This is a genomic window from Pseudomonas sp. SJZ077 (assembly GCF_007993905.1).
GTDB lineage: Bacteria > Pseudomonadota > Gammaproteobacteria > Pseudomonadales > Pseudomonadaceae > Aquipseudomonas > Aquipseudomonas mandelii.
The window spans coordinates 120507-136052 of the sequence record NZ_VIUJ01000009.1; the positions used below are offsets into that span (position 1 = coordinate 120507).

Here is a 15546-nt window from a genome sequence, read left to right on the forward strand (position 1 = left end):
GTGCCTGTCGATCGGGTTTCAACGAATTTATCTTCAGAGTATTTCGTTCATGTTCCCGATGACTCCCATCGCGACGGCGCTTGCCCTATGTTTTTGTGCGACTGCCCTGGCTGCGCCAGCGGACAACGGCCACACACCCCGAAGTCTGCTTGCGCAAGCCAAGGGATTACCGAGCGAGTTCGAAGAGCACTTCTTTGATGTGCCGCTGGCGGTGCGCGTGGAACTTGATCAGCAGTTTCTCGGTGAGGCGATGGTTGTGCTGACCCGCGACGATCGCATCACCCTCGTTGAATTCACCGATGTCAGCGATAGCACGATCAACGTCAGCGAGCGCGACATCTGGGCCAACTACCTCAAACATGGCGTGGTGCTGGGCGCCTGCCAGGCCAATTGCCCCGAACAACTGCTGGCCGTGCACTACAGCCTGGAAAACTCGCTGGTGTCGATCCTCACGGAAAACGCCGAGCACGATGATCAGGTGCAGCGCTATTACAACCAGCCCGAAGACGGCAGCACCGGGTTGATCGTGCGCAACCAGCTGAACCTCAATGGCGGCCAGAACCAGGACCTCGGTGGTCGATACGGTCTGGAAGCGAGCAGCAGCCTGGGCAACTGGACCCAGGCGGTGAACATGCAGTTGTCCCGCCTGGGCGGTGTGGACAATCAGCTCTATCACGCCGTGCATGAGCTCTTTACCCAGCGCGAACTGGAAGGCAACTTCCTGCGCCTGGGCTTGTTCACGCCCACCTCGGAAGGCCTGACGCGCCAGCCGCGCTCCTTCGGCGCCAGCCCTGACACCGCGCTCGGCGTCATGTACGGCAGCTCCGACAGCCTGGCCATCAATAACCCGAAACCGGCGGTCTACCCGATCTACGTCACGGCCAATCGCCAGGGCTCGGTGGAAATCTATCGCGACGGTTTGCTGATCAATACTCAGGCGATACCGGCTGGTTTGCAGACCCTCGATACGCGGCCATTGCCCGGCGGCATCTATGAAGTGGAAGTGCGGCTGATCGAAGACGGCCAGATCACCTCCAGCACGCAGGAGCTGGTCTACAAACCCAACAACTGGCGCAATCATGACGAGCGCTGGCGCTACAACCTGTTTGCCGGGCGTGAATCGAAAATGCTCAGCAACTGGGATGAGCAGGCCGATGGCGACATGACCGCTGGCGCCGCCTTCAACTTCCTGCTGCACCCGCGGGTGATTCTCGGCCTGTCGGGTCGGCAAGTGAAAGACACCCTGCAATACGGCACGTCGGTCGATTGGGCCATCGTCAACAACGCCAGCGTCTTCGCCAACGTCTACAAGACTCAGGACTACGGTACCGGTTTCGACGTGCAGGGGCTTTATTCCTACGGCAGCGGCAGCCTCGTCGCCAGCCATAACCGCAGCTGGCTCGACACCACCCGGCTCTACGACACCTTGCCCGACGGCACGCGCGTGCGGCAGCGCAATGTATTTATCGGCCAGACCAGCAACTCGTCCTTGTCACTCAATCATCGGCTCACCAGCAAAAGTTCGGTCAATGCCCGGGTGTCCCACAGCGAAGGCAACACCGAAGGGGTCGGCGTGGATCTGGGCTGGACTCAACGCACGCAACTGTTCGGCAGCGACGCCAATTGGCGCCTGTCGCTGTTCGACAGGCCGGGCAGCTTCAGTTCGGGCAATGATCGAAATCGCGGCCTTGACCTGAGCGTGAGCGTGGCGCTGGGTGGCCCGGGAGAGCAGCTCTCCGGCAGCATCGGCACCCGCACCGATCGCGATGGCGGGCGTGATAACAATGCCTCGATCACTTACCGCAAAGACTTGCAGCACCACCTGCTGCAAAGCGTTTCCGCCACGGCCATCACCGACACCTATGGCCTCGGTTTGAATGCGCTGGCGACGATGCAATCGGACCGGGTCAACGGCGACGGATTTATCCAGCGCTCGTCCTACAACAACGACCTCACCGGCGGCCTCAACCTCGACAGCACCGTGGCGGTCGGCGGGCAAAAGATGATCGTGACCAGCCAATACCACCGCAATGGCGCGGGCATGATCATCGATGTCGAGTCGGACATCGACGACATCACTTTACGCGCCGACGATCTGAGCGGTGGCAGCGCAGTCCTCAAGCCCGGACGCAATTTTGTGCCGATCACGGCTTACAAAAGCAGCTCCGTCAGTTTCGATTTCGAAGGCAATCACGTGCCTGCCGCGACCATCCAGCCGGCCCGTTCCAGTTATCACCTGAACAAGGGCGGCGTGGATTATCGCCAGATTCGCGTGATGCGAACCCTCACTGTCCTCGGTCGCCTGATCGACCCCCAGGGCAACCCGCTCAAGGGCCATCACATCATCAACCACGCCAGTCGCGGGGTCAGTGAGGTGGACGGCTTCTTCTCCATGGAAATGAACGCCGGTTCACCGACCCTGGAAGTGCGCCACGGCAACCAGTTGCTGTGCCAGTTCCGCCTCGACCCGAGCCGTGGCCACACGGAAAACAACGTGCTGATGATTGGTGATTTGCGTTGCACGCCGGACACGCTGGCGGACCTGACGCTTGAGACGCCGACGGCAGGCTGATGCCCGGCACCCCGCATTTTTTTATGAGGTAAATGACGATGAAACGTCGGTTGGCACTGATTGGTTTTTGTTTGTTCACCCAGACGGCACACGCCGGGCCGAACATCAATATCGGCACGGTCTACGACTACCTGGACGGCGACAAAAGTACCTTTTTGAAACGCGTCTATAACGGCGGCGACAGCACCGCTTTCGTCAAGGTCAACATCCTTGAAATCCTCTACGACGCCGATGGCAAGTCGCGGGAGGTGCCGCTCAAATCCAATGCCGAGGGCAATTCCCGGGATGGCTTGATGGCCAGCCCGGCGCGACTGATCGTGCCCGCCAGTGGCATGCAGGGCACGCGGTTGCTGTACATGGGCGAGCGCGAAAAAGAGCGCTATTTCCGTGTGCGTTTCATACCGGTGGTGCCCGAGAAGGAAGACGAATTCGCCGTCTCCGGCGAGGAGCGTGAGCAGTACAGGAAAGCCCTGTCCGCCGGGGTCACGGTGCTGGCCGGGTATGGCGCGGTGTTTTTCGTTCGCCCCAAGGACCCGCGTTACGCCAGCGTGATCGAAAACGAGGCGGCCAGGTACCGGATTCGCAATACCGGCAACACCGTGGTGGTGATCGATGAGTTCAAGGATTGCTCGGTCAAGAACGACCAGGACTGCCAGCCGACCACCAAACATCATGTTCTGGCCGGTCGCCATTTCGAGTTCGAGAAACAGGCTGGCCGCGAGTACCGCTTCACGCTGGTTGAAGGCGAGAGCCGCAAGAAACTCGATGTGAAGGGCTGATGACTATGTTCAGACAACTGACGGTCCTGATGATGTTGGCGATGGCCTGCCATGGTGCGTTCGCGGCCCGCGAAGTGCAGCACTTTGAAGTATTCGTGACGATCCCGAGCCAGGCGTTCTACGTCATTCCCGCAGACCCCGGCTGGATTCACCGCGAACAGTCATTGCCATGGAATCTGACGACCTCGACCCTGGGCGGCTTGCGCAAGTATTTCGATGTGAAGAGCGAAGCCGGCTCCATCGAAGCCCGCCTTGAGGGCCGGCCTTACTTGTCTAACGGGACGCAGGCCCATGACATCGGGTTGCGCGTGCTGTTCAACGAAAAGTTGTTGAGCGAGGGGGAAAGCCGCGAGGTGGTTTCGCTGGTCGACGCCGCGCAGGGCAAGCGGGTTTTACTGGAAGTGCTGCCTGTGCCACCCGCCGATGGGGTTTACAAACCCGGCAACTATTTTGGAAGCGTCAACATGGTCTTCAACGCGGTGTTGCCCAAATGATGAATTTATTGAATAAGCGATCAGCCCGGACGTTGAAGGGTGCTGCATCGGCCAGCCTGCTGTGTGCGGTGTTTGCCCTGCCCATACAGGCCGCTGTGATGGACATCGAAGCGGTATTCGAGCCGGATTCCTCGAATCCGAATAATAACGTGTTCGTCAACATGACCCCGTCCGAAGGTTTTTGCCGGCAGATTCCACAGGCCTGTGCGCCCTATAAGCTGTTCAGCCTTATTGCGCCTATTTCCTTCACGGCGAATGCGCCAATCCTGGCCAACCATGCGGACCCGCGGCAAGGCGGAATGGCCCGCGTTCCCTCGGACTGGAGAGAGGTGGTGGTCACCCACGAGTCGGGTGATACCGAGGTGCTTTCCATTCGTATCGGCGGGATCGGGCACGAAGCCGCAATTCCCCGCCCTGTCACTGAACTGACCGGTGGAGGTTGGTGGGATGACTTGTGGGTAGGTGGCGGTTGGGCCTATGCGCCTATACCCTGTTCAAGTGTGGGTTGGCACTCGGCAGGGCCCTCGGGCTACAACAGTTTCTGGCGAGTCGCCAGAGGAGTGGGCGTGTGCAGCAAGACGGCGAAGTTCGATATTCCACTTTCCTTTCGCTACCTGTACTTCGTGTTCGCTTATGAGCTGCGCACGCCTAACCCCCTGACCATGAAGACGGGCAAATACACCGGCACCATGCCGTACACCGTCGGTCCGCGTCAGGACTTCGACATGGGCGATGTCATGATCCCCAGTGACAACCAACTGACCCTCAACTTCTCTCTGGATGTTCGGCACACCCTCAAGGTCGAGATTCCACCCGGTGGCAATCGCGTTGAACTGGTTCCGCAGGGCGGCTGGCAAGCCTGGCTGACCCAAGGGCGCAAGCCCACACGGCTGTTTCGTGATCAGACGTTCAATGTGTCTTCATCGAGTCGCTTCAAGATGAGCCTGGACTGCCAGTACAGCACCGATGGCAACCGCTGCTCGGTGCGCGACCCGGCTTCAGGCCATGTCGTGCCGCTCGACGTCAGCGTGACCCTGCCCAATGGCTTGGTGGATGCCACCGATCAACCGGTCAGCCGTCGGCTGTTACGGCGCGACGGCAGTGGTACCGAGCTGTTCCAGCCGCGCTTTTATGTCGATCGCAAACCGGGCACGTTGCACTTCGAGATTGCGCAGGATGAGGTCGAGGAAATGATCAAACCCGGTGTCGCCAGAACGTACTCGGGCACTGTCACGGTGGTTTGGGATTCGGAAGTGGGTTAAGCGTGACCCCTGATACATCACCCGATGCATCAGGGGTTGCCGATTACGGCTGTGCGTCTTTTTGCAGCGCTGCGCGGGTGAGTTTTCTGCTCAGCTCTTTTTCTTCGTAACCCATGTCGTGCAGCAATTGGCCGTAGACCTCATCGGTCATGTCCTGGTCCGTCAACACCACACTGTCATCAATATTCAGGCGCCGGGCGAGGTCTTGCAGACGCTGTTTGAGGGCGCGTCGTTGTGCAATTTGCTGGCCCTTGGAACTGGCCCAGGTGTGTTGGACTTCGCGTAACTCATCGAGCAAGTCGCTCTTGGTTTCGTAAAACCGGGTATTGCGCCGGAACTCGTTCGGATAAGTGTCCTGCAGGTATTTCTGCCAGAACGGCTGTTCGATCATGTCGTTGACCAACCCATCGCCGGCCTCCATCGACATCACCGTCTCGAAGGCGGTGTCGAGGGTTTTGGCGTTCACACCGGCGATGGTGCGAAACAGCATCGTCTCCGATTGCCACGGTAAACCGAGGCGTTGAGCCAGGCCGGTTTCGTAGGCAAGGTACACCTCGACCTCATCCGGATTGCCCGGGCGGCTGCCGAAATCGGCACGGGCAATGTCATCCACGCGCGCGAGGCGAGCGGCACCTCTGGCCAGGTTCACCAGTTTGTTTTCAAGCACGGCGTTGGACGTCGACAAGGCATAGGCTTCGGAGGCGAGTACCTTGATACCCATGTGGTTGAACACCTGGGCCCCGGCATCGGCACAGGTGGTAGGCGCCCTGGCCATTTCGAACAGATCCTTGCGCAGCTCGGTGTCCAGGTCGATGGCTTCAATCATGCGCCATACCCGGCTGCTGAGTTGTTGGCGCAATTCACCACCGGCCTTGTAATCGGCCGAGCGGGTCTGCTTCTGGATCAATGCAAAGAAATCCTTGGCGCCGGGCTCGGTCATCAATTCGTGCCAGGCTTCCTCGCGGAAGGTCCCCAACCCTGAGACCTCGGCACTCCACCAGACCGAATCGTCTTGCATCGGCCACAGTTCTATCGCGTTATGCGCCGCATCGATGTAGACCTGCTCGGGCGCGAGGCCGACTGACCGTCGATACGCCTTGAAGGTGATCAGGTTGGCGTCCGAGAGCTGCTCTTCGTACAAGCGGGTCCGGGCCAGGAGGAAGGCATCTTCCGAGCCGGGCACGACTTTCGGAATGACCCTGATCGGGTTCTCCTGCATATCCAGAAAGAAGCCGCGCGGTCGACGTTTGTTGGAGGGCCCGAACAGGCCGTCGGGCCAGGTGGTGGCGCCCGTGTTGCTCAAGCTCAGGATTCTCAGCCTGGGCATGCGTCCGACGTCCGGGAGCAGGCCCAGCTTCGCGTTGTCATCGAGCCTGAGGGTTTCCAGGCGGGTCAGATTTCGCAGTTGCTCGACAGCGGAGGGGGTCAACGTGATGTCGTTGTTCATCAGTCGCAACGTGCGCAGGTGGTGCATCTTGCCGATGGTGTCGGGAAGTCGCGTCAGGCCGCAGCTACGGGCGCTCAGTTGTCGCAGATGAGGGAAGGCGCCCAAGAGGCCGGAGGTGGTTTCGGAAAAGGTCGTGCGGTCCAGATTCAAGGTGCTGATCTGATCGAGGTAGTGTTTGATATCCGGCAGTTCCTTCCACCAGCGTTCGAGGTCGAGCACCTGGAACTCTGTGGACAGGTCCAGCGCATACCCGCCGTCGGCCGTGATGCTGCGTTCACCAAAAACCGTAGGCTTGCGTTTGAAACAGTCGATAAAGCGTTCGGCAATGTGCAACCCGCCACTGTTGACGAACCCGCGCTGATCCGGACCCCAGCTATCCGGCTGCTGGTAGCGCCAGCGATTCAACAGCACTCGCAGGTCGTCCAGTTCGCGGTCCAGTCGGGTCAGTGTCTGGTGCCCTTGCTCCTGCGAACCGAGGGATCGAACGAAGGTATTGACCTCGCGGTCGTTGAAGTGAGGGTAAATGTCCTGCACCCGTTGGGTGAGCGTGGGGGCGACTGTGGAGAAGCCGGGACCGCGCAACAGGATCATGTCTTCATGGTCAGCCAGCGGACGGATCGGCGGGGCGGCGAGCGCCGTGCGGCGCTGCGCCGGTGTCTCGGTCTTGGCCATCACCCATTGCTTGAAGACCCCCCCCTGGCCTGGCCGATAACCCAACTGCGCCAGTTTGTTTTTCGGCAGGGCGTTGAGAACGGCTTCGTAAAAGTCAGTGGCGTCGTGCAGTTTTCGGTTGTCACCGTCCCAGACTTCGAACCGGTTGCCATCGTCCTTGACCAGCACCCGGACCATCGACGCGTCCTCGGCCCCTACACGGCTGCGCAAGGGTCCGGCATCGTTGCCTTCACGAACCTCGACGCGCAATTGCGCGAACGTGTCGGTATGAATCCTCAAGGCGTTCAGCACCAGGCTTTCGGTTTGCGCCACCCACTGCGCGCCGTCCTGGAAGCCTTCATAGGCGTGGTTGGTCCGGGCTTCGAAGGCCGCCTCACGGGCGCGGCTCTTGAGGCTCAAGGGCAGTCGTTGCGTTTGGGTCATGCGCTTGAGGTCGGCAGCGTCGGTGGTGTTCAGCAGCGTCGCGGCGGCACGGGACGGTAACTCGGGAAAGGTGTGGCGCATGAGTCGCAGCGGCGGATCGTCGAACGCCTGGGCCCCTTGGTAAAGCTGATTGATGATATCTGGGGTCAGCCGATCGGCTTCGTCCGCCAGTCGATCGCGCAAGGCTTGCACCCGTTCACGTTGGGCGGTGGACCGACCGAGCACGGCGTGCAGTTCTTCTTCGTTGAGAAACTCGACAAGGTCTGGCGCAAATTGCTCGCTCATGAGGTTGGACAAACTGGTGGAGAGGGTCTGTTCGGCCGTCGCATCGGCATTGCCGTACTGGCGGAACCGGCCGCTCATGTCGGCGTTTTCGTAGACCTTCAGGGCTTTGTCCGCGGGCCAGCCGTCCAGGTAAGTCGCCAGCGGTTCAAACCAGTAGGAGGAGGGATCCAGAGGCTGGCCTGAACGAATCCGCTCGATGGCCTGGCGGGTCTGGCGCTGGATGTTCAAGCGGGTGAGGCTGTCGTCGAGTAACGGTGGCGGGGCCGTGTTGTCGACGTACATCCGGCGCAGCGCACCGTCGTCGGTACCGCTGGCGATGCGAACGGCTTCGAGTTCCGCGTCGCTGAAGCCCTCCACGGTGTGGCCGAGACGGCGCATCAACGTCGGACGATCCCAGGCTCGCGGGTTCTCGGCTTCATGGGTCCAGGCGCCGAGGCCGTTGTGTTTCAACTCAGGCAGGTAAGCATTGTCGCGATGCGGGTGTTTGACCCGGTAGTTGCCGGTTTGCGGATCCTTTTGCACGGCGTAGTGCTTGTCATCCAGCGGCAGAACAGCCTCGCCCTCGTGAGCGTGCAGCCCCAGCGCGTCAGGTCTGGAGTCCGGCGATAACTGCACATCCGGCCATTCATAAGGTTTGAGGTCGGGGTGCCACAGCCGGGATTCGCCATTGGGCAGGGTGACCGGTTTCATGCCTTCGATCAGCGGCGACAGTTTCAGGCGTGCCAGCGCACCGATCTGCGCACCGGCGGCGAACGCTTCCAGCTGAAGAACATCGGTGACCAGGCCGACAATGTGTTCGGTGGCTTCAGTCCACAGTCCCAGGGTCATGTCGACGAGGCCTTCGATGGCGTCGCTGGCCATCTGATAAGCCATGTAGCCCATCATCAGCTGACCCAGTCCGGGCACGAACGGCGTGACGACCATCAGGGCGATGTTGAAGATGTCCGAGACGATTTTCTTGAAGTTCTCCCACCAGGCCCATCGTGCATGGGTATCGGCATCGGCGGTGGACACGGCGATGTGACGGGCGTCATTGAGGACCTTGTTGAGCTTTTGCTCGAACAGGTACTGCCAGAGTTCGCCGCTGATCGGTGCGGTGTTGAACTGCAGACGAGGGGCAGTGATAGCCTCTTCGCGCCAGCTCGGCCTCTGGTCCAGCGGCTCCTTGCGATGCCATTTCACTTGGAACAGGCGTTGTTGCAGCCCGCCGAAAAAATGCCCCCGATCGGATTGATCGACGAACCGGCTGAAGAATTGCTGGTAGGTCATGCCGGTGGAGGAGATGACAGCGTTGTCGCGCAGCTGACGCGTCAGCTCTTTCATCAGCGCGAGGGTCGAGGGGTACTCTTTCAGCGGGTGCTCGGGGTCTTGTGGGACATACGCGAAGATCGGCACTACCTTATGGACCCGGTTCAGATCCGGCGTAATCAAGACGATGCCGGTCAGCAGGCTGTCGAGCATGGACAGTTTGGCGAACTGCATGATTCGGCCTTTGCGGGTGAGGTTGCGCTGGCCATCGAGCATCATCAGGATCAGGTCACCGGCATCGGCGTCGATGTCGCCCTTCAGGACGGCCAGCCTGGCGGCGGCTTTAAACGCGGCTTTCTCGTTCTCGATGATCTTGTGTTTCAAAACCACTTGGGCGAGGCCATCCCTGGGCCGCAATTGTTCTTCGAGGTATTTCGTGTAGCGCGCGCCAATGTCCAGCGTGCGACACAGGGTCTGGAACTGGGCGATGGACATTTTGCGTTTGATCGCCAGGGTGTCGAAATGCCCGCGGGCATCGGGCTGGCTGATGAAGTTCGAGTCCGCCTCGCAGGTTTCGTGGCTCGCGAAGTTATGCAGGGCCGCGTCCAGCAGTGAAACGGTGCGGGTCACCACGCCGTTGAGGTTGCTGGCATACCAGGGAAGCTGTTTGGGTAGATAAAGGTGCAGGTAAGTGGTCTTTACATCGACGTCGACGCCGAACTGTTCCAGCAACGCCCTGGTCAGCAACGGCTCGGCGAATTCGTAAATACCTTGGACCTTGTCCATGACCCGGTCGACAGTGTTTTGAGCGGACCAGAGTTCGAGGTTGGCGTGTTGTAGCGGGGAGTGATTGAAACCCTTGGTGTTCTGTACCCAATACCCTGAAGCCGTTTGCGTGAGGCTCAGTTCCCGGATCCGTCGCAGTGACGCGTCCTTGAACGTGGGGTGGATACGGCTTTTGATGAAATCGTAGTGGCGACCTTTATTGTCATCCGCCCCCCGTGTCGGTCGCGCTGATATACGTCCGTGTAAGTCAGTCATGCTTTTAATAAACCTTGAGCGTTAAGTGGAATGACCAGCCTAACGCCCGAGGCTCAAAGTAAAAGCCTGAATTACCGCTGCTTAATCAGTGCCAGCCGCCCATAAACATTGGAATTACCAATGCCGAAAATAGGTAATTACCACCTTTTTTTCAGCGCCGTGCGACCTCCACCGGCAGGCATTGTGTATGCGCACCCGGTTGCAGATAGGGCGTGAGAATCGGTGCCATGCCTTTGAGCACTTGCACGGGCAGCGCCGAGGTGAACTTGAAGGCCTCGGCGGTGCGCCCGGGCACGAAGGCGGTCAACGTACCGAAGTGGCTATCACCGATATAGAACACGAAAGTGGCGGTGCGGTTGATCGACTTCGAACTCAGGATCCGCCCGCCGGAACCAATGGCTTCGATGCGGTTATCCCCGGTCCCGGTCTTGCCGCCCATCGCCAGGGGTTTGCCATCGGGGGTGATGAAACTGCCGGACACCCGTTTGGCTGTACCGGCATCCACAACCTGCAACAACGCCTCGCGCATGGCCGTGGCCACTTCGGACGGCATTACCCGTTTGCCGGCGACCGGGTCATTGATCAGTTTGGTTTCGTACGGAGTGTTCGCCGCGAAATGCAGGGTGTCGATGCGCAGTGTCGGCATGCGCACACCGTCGTTGAGGATGGTGCCGATCAACTCGCCCAAGGCGGCCGGGCGATCGCCGGAACTGCCGATGGCGGTGGCCAGCGACGGTACCAGGTGATCGAACGGGTAACCGACTTTCTGCCAGCGCTGATGAATGTCCAGGAACGCTTCGATTTCCAGCATGGTGCGAATACGGCTGTCGCGGGCGCCCTTGTGACGACTCTTGAACAGCCAGCTGTAGACTTCCTGACGCTCGAACTGGCTGGCTTTGACGATCTGGCTCCACTTGGCATCCGGGTTGTTCAGCAGGTAGCCCATGAGCCACAGGTCCAGCGGGTGAACCTTGGCGATGAAACCCTGATCCGGCAAGTCGTAGGCGCCGGGGCTGTAATTCTCGTAGAGCCGTTGCAGGCGTTCGTCGGTGAGTTTTCCGGTGAGCTTGGCGCCTTTGAGGTGTGCCCGCACGAAGGCATTGAAGCTTTCCTGGCTGGCCTGCGGCAGCAAATAGCGGTGCACCGCCGCCAGGCGAATCGGCGTCGGACGCATGCTGTCGAGGAAGGTGTCGAGCCGCGCCTGGGTGTCCTTGTTTTTGTATTTCTTCCAGAACTTGAGCAGGAACGAAGTCCCTTCGCGGTCGGCGAAACTGGCCAGGTATTCCTGACGCCGCGGGTCGCGATCGTCCTTGAGCAATCCGGCGCTGTTGTTGGGGCCGGAGTACGTGGTGTAGCGCACCAGGTCACGCATCAGGCGAATGAACGGCAGGTTGATCGACTCACGCAACGCATCACGCAGGGTCGGAATGCGACCGTTGTCTTCCTTGCGGAAGTTGACGAAGGTGTGCAGCCCGCCGCCGGTGAAAAACGCTTCGCCGGGGCTGGCCGAATATTTACGATCCAGCGCGGCACCGAGCATGGCCGGCAGGTTGCGGTCCTTGTTCTCAATCAGGTAGTCGATGGCCCAGCGACTCAGGCGATCCTGATCCGGGATGTCGACTTTCTTCAGTTCCGGGACGGTCATTCCGGCATATTTATCGTGCAGCTCGGCCATGATTTGCAGGTAGGTGGTGAGCACGCGCATTTTCGCGGTAGAGCCCAGTTCCAGCTTGCTGCCTTCATTGATGTCGAACGGCTGGTCGGTGCTGTCGGTCTGTACCCGCACACGCGCGCCGTCCGGTGTCAGCTCAAACAACGTGAAGCTGTAGCGCACCTGAGTGGTGCTGGTGGGGGTGAGCAAGCGTTCGCCCATCAGCCCGATTTGTGTGGCGAACGCCGGGTCGGCCAGGCGCTTGAGATACTCGGTAGCCTGGCTTTGCAATTCACCTTGCAGGGTGCTGGTGGCGGAAAGGTCGAGGCGGTCGAGATCGTACAGCGGACGATTGAGCAACCCGCCCAGACGGCTGCGCGCCACGCTGATGCCTTTGTTGGTTTCAATCGGCTGGATGGTCGGCTGGGTCTGCCAGTCGCGATAGGTCACCTGGCTGGCCAGGGCGGCGGCGGCGAAGGGTGCGTCGATCACGCCATTCGCCGCCAGCAGGCGGATGTGGCTGTCGGTGAGGTCGGCCAGTTCATCATGACCCTTGGTCAGGTAATAAGAAGGGCGGCGCTGGGCGATCATCAGCGAGAGCATTTCACGCAGCGCCAGGCCTTTTTCGGCCATGCTCTTGGGGTCGGTGTCGGTGCTGGCCAGCCGTTCGTTGGCCTTGTTGAAGTCGGCGCCATACCAGACGCGCAACCCTTCGGCCATGCCATGCACTTCACCGTGTCCCGGTACCGCCGACAGCGGCACGCTATTGAGGTAATCACGCACCACATTTTGCCGGACCTGCAAGGTTTCCGGCCCCGCTTGATAAGCACGCACGGTGGCGGAAATCATCTGCCGGATCTTTTCCGCGCCTGACACCGTCAGGCCATCGGGCGAGTGCCGGTATTTCTCCAGTTGCGTCGCCAGCGTACTGCCGCCCGCCGACTGCCCTGGTATATGCAGCAGCTTGGCAACCTGGGACCAGATCGCCATGCCGAACCGTGGCCAGTCCACGGCGGGGTTGGCCAGGGGCTGACGAGGATCGAGCAAAAAGCGGTTTTCAATAAACAGCAGGCTGCTGGCCACCACGGGCGGAATCGACTCAAAGCTTGAATACAGTTGTTGGGGGTATTTGTACTGGTACAGCGGCGCCGCACGGCAATCGGTGATCGACAGTCCAGCCTGTATTTTCTCCGCGTAAGGCACGAAAAAGCCCTTGTCGGTGTAGTTCATCAGCTTTTCAGAGAAGCGGGTTTGCGACGCAATGACGTAGTCACGCTTGAGCAATCGCGGCAGAAACTCACCCAGCGAGCTGTAGCCCAGACGCAAGTCGAAAGGGCCTGCGCCTGGATAGCGAATCGCGTCGCTGGGGCCGGGTTTCATTTCGTAACTCAGGGAGGCGGCGAATTTGCTGACCTCGCGGGATTGAAACTTCGAGGTACGCATTTCCTTGGCAGCGGCAAGCCCCAGGACAATCAGGATAATAACCAGCAACAACCAAAACGCCCCCCAGCCATGCTTTGTGCGACTGCCAGGGGGTTTTTCAGGAATAGGCGCTTCATCCACACGTTCAGTCGGGACCACAGTTTTACTCGTATCGGTTTGCCATAACGCGCCCATAGTCGACTGATCCATTCACGCAGATTGATCTGACTTGTCTGAAGCTTAGTCGGTGGTTGGCGATGGTGAAGAAATTGTGGACGCACAGATCTCAAATATTCCCCATTCCATGTGGCGAGGGAGCTTGCTCCCGCTGGGCTGCGAAGCAGACCCGAATTTGCCATCTCGGTCTTTCAGCAGAACCGCGATCACAGGTTTTGCGACTGCTGCGCAGACGAGCGGGAGCAAGCTCCCTCTCCACAGGCTAGTGCCTGCCTGAAATGCCCTTCCTAGACACGTCGAATAGCAAATAAGGCCCGGCCAGGGGCATGACGATGCACCAATGCTGTGCAATACTCGGCGGCGTTTCAGTTGGTGAAAGATCCTACAAAAGTCAGGTAATGCCCCTCCGCTAACCGGGCTTTTCCCGAGAGTTCTGGCTGAATGTTGTGGTTTATAGAGTGAAAAACCCTGTACGAAGCTTTTTATACTGCACGCCCCGCTGATCTTGCCGGTGTTGTCCTGCAAGACGGGTTTGCTCACGAAGCAGGCCCGGTTTCTCAGAAGCAATGGCTTACCGGTCAGCGCTTTGTTACTCGGTGGTCATATCCAATAACAAGACGAGGTTGTACCCCTATGCCAGTCGGCAATCATCTGCCCCATGGCGAGACCGCTCAGGGCGGCCCGCTTAAACGCGAACTCGGCGAACGGCATATCCGCTTGATGGCGCTCGGAGCGTGTATCGGCGTCGGTCTGTTCCTCGGTTCGGCCAAGGCCATCGAAATGGCCGGCCCCGCCATCATGTTGTCCTACATCATCGGCGGTCTGGCGATTCTGGTGATCATGCGCGCCCTCGGTGAGATGGCCGTGCACAACCCGGTCGCCGGCTCCTTCAGCCGTTACGCTCAAGACTACCTCGGCCCCTTGGCGGGCTTCCTGACAGGCTGGAATTACTGGTTCCTGTGGCTGGTGACCTGTGTCGCGGAAATCACCGCCGTGGCGGTGTACATGGGCGTCTGGTTCCCTGATGTGCCGCGCTGGATCTGGGCACTCGCCGCGTTGATCAGCATGGGTTCGATCAACCTGATCGCGGTGAAAGCCTTCGGTGAATTCGAGTTCTGGTTCGCCCTGATCAAGATCGTCACCATCATTGCGATGGTGATCGGCGGTATCGGCGTGATCGCGTTCGGTTTCGGCAATGACGGCGTGGCGCTGGGGATTTCCAATCTCTGGGCCCACGGCGGCTTCATGCCCAACGGCGTGCAAGGCGTATTGATGTCGCTGCAGATGGTGATGTTCGCCTACCTCGGTGTCGAGATGATCGGCCTGACCGCCGGTGAAGCGAAGAACCCGCAGAAGACCATTCCCAACGCGATCGGCTCGGTGTTCTGGCGGATTCTGCTGTTCTACGTCGGTGCGTTGTTCGTGATCCTGTCGATCTACCCGTGGAACGAAATCGGCACCCAGGGCAGTCCGTTCGTGATGACGTTCGAACGACTGGGGATCAAGACCGCGGCCGGCATCATCAACTTTGTGGTAATCACCGCAGCGCTGTCGTCCTGCAATGGTGGCATCTTCAGCACCGGGCGCATGCTTTACAGCCTGGCGCAGAATGGCCAGGCCCCGGCCGGTTTTGCCACCACATCGAGCAACGGCGTGCCCCGTCGCGCGTTGCTGTTGTCGATCTTCGTGCTGTTGCTGGGCGTGCTGCTCAACTACATGGTCCCGGAAAAAGTCTTCGTCTGGGTGACGGCGATTGCCACTTTCGGCGCGATCTGGACCTGGGTGATGATCCTGCTGGCCCAGCTCAAGTTCCGCAAAGGCCTGAGTGCCAGCGAACGTGCCGGTCTGAAATACAAGATGTGGCTGTACCCGGTCAGCTCGTACCTGGCGCTGGCGTTCCTGGTGTTGGTGGTCGGCCTGATGGCTTACTTCCCGGAAACCCGCGTGGCGCTGTACGTCGGCCCGGCGTTTCTGGTGTTGCTGACGGTGTTGTTCTACGTGTTCAAGCTGCAACCGACCAATGTGTCGCAAGGTGCGGTGCGTTCGGCTGCGTAAGTCGTAACGCCTGAAACG

At 59.8% G+C, this 15546-nt stretch carries 7 protein-coding genes; 5 read left to right on the top strand and 2 right to left on the bottom strand.

Going from position 1 to position 15546, the window contains the following annotated elements:
- Nucleotides 1–49 precede the first annotated feature (49 nt).
- Genes FBY01_RS15655 through FBY01_RS15670 form a run of 4 tightly spaced genes read left to right on the top strand, consistent with a single transcriptional unit; the run spans nt 50 to nt 5107 of the window.
- Nucleotides 50–2572 (top strand): TcfC E-set like domain-containing protein, encoded by a 2523-nt coding sequence (locus FBY01_RS15655; RefSeq protein WP_145308477.1) that lies wholly within the window; start codon nt 50–52, stop codon nt 2570–2572.
- Nucleotides 2573–2610: 38 nt separating this feature from the next.
- Entirely contained in the window at nt 2611–3351 is a 741-nt protein-coding gene (locus FBY01_RS15660) for a molecular chaperone (RefSeq protein WP_145308479.1), read from the top strand.
- A gap of 5 nt (nt 3352–3356) precedes the next feature.
- On the top strand, nt 3357–3845 hold the full coding sequence (locus FBY01_RS15665; RefSeq protein ID WP_145308561.1) for a CS1 type fimbrial major subunit: 489 nt from the start codon (nt 3357–3359) through the stop codon (nt 3843–3845).
- Nucleotides 3842–5107: a hypothetical protein gene (locus tag FBY01_RS15670; RefSeq protein ID WP_145308481.1), complete on the top strand. Its 1266-nt coding sequence runs from the start codon at nt 3842–3844 to the stop codon at nt 5105–5107. Before FBY01_RS15665 ends, FBY01_RS15670 begins: the two co-directional genes overlap by 4 nt.
- Nucleotides 5108–5150: 43 nt before the next feature.
- On the opposite strand, the gene FBY01_RS15675 is transcribed toward FBY01_RS15670, so the two are convergent.
- Together FBY01_RS15675 and FBY01_RS15680 are read right to left on the bottom strand one after the other, a co-directional pair.
- Nucleotides 5151–10223: an NEL-type E3 ubiquitin ligase domain-containing protein gene (locus FBY01_RS15675; protein WP_145308483.1), complete on the bottom strand. Its 5073-nt coding sequence runs from the start codon at nt 10221–10223 to the stop codon at nt 5151–5153.
- 151 nt (nt 10224–10374) lie between these two features.
- Nucleotides 10375–13491 carry a transglycosylase domain-containing protein gene (locus tag FBY01_RS15680; RefSeq protein ID WP_145308485.1) on the bottom strand — a complete coding sequence of 1039 codons (3117 nt, stop codon included), beginning with the start codon at nt 13489–13491 and terminating at the stop codon, nt 10375–10377.
- A 615-nt stretch (nt 13492–14106) separates the two neighbouring features.
- Between FBY01_RS15680 and FBY01_RS15690 the strand changes: the two genes are divergently transcribed.
- Nucleotides 14107–15528 (top strand): amino acid permease, encoded by a 1422-nt coding sequence (locus FBY01_RS15690; protein WP_010457753.1) that lies wholly within the window; start codon nt 14107–14109, stop codon nt 15526–15528.
- Nucleotides 15529–15546 lie beyond the last annotated feature (18 nt).

Coding starts and splice junctions, on each gene's coding strand:
- FBY01_RS15675 (WP_145308483.1), bottom strand. CDS start 10,223: ATGACTGACTTACACGGACGTATATCAGCGCGACCGACACGGGGGGCG.
- FBY01_RS15670 (WP_145308481.1), top strand. CDS start 3,842: ATGATGAATTTATTGAATAAGCGATCAGCCCGGACGTTGAAGGGTGCT.
- FBY01_RS15665 (WP_145308561.1), top strand. CDS start 3,357: ATGTTCAGACAACTGACGGTCCTGATGATGTTGGCGATGGCCTGCCAT.
- FBY01_RS15690 (WP_010457753.1), top strand. CDS start 14,107: ATGCCAGTCGGCAATCATCTGCCCCATGGCGAGACCGCTCAGGGCGGC.
- FBY01_RS15660 (WP_145308479.1), top strand. CDS start 2,611: ATGAAACGTCGGTTGGCACTGATTGGTTTTTGTTTGTTCACCCAGACG.
- FBY01_RS15680 (WP_145308485.1), bottom strand. CDS start 13,491: ATGGGCGCGTTATGGCAAACCGATACGAGTAAAACTGTGGTCCCGACT.
- FBY01_RS15655 (WP_145308477.1), top strand. CDS start 50: ATGTTCCCGATGACTCCCATCGCGACGGCGCTTGCCCTATGTTTTTGT.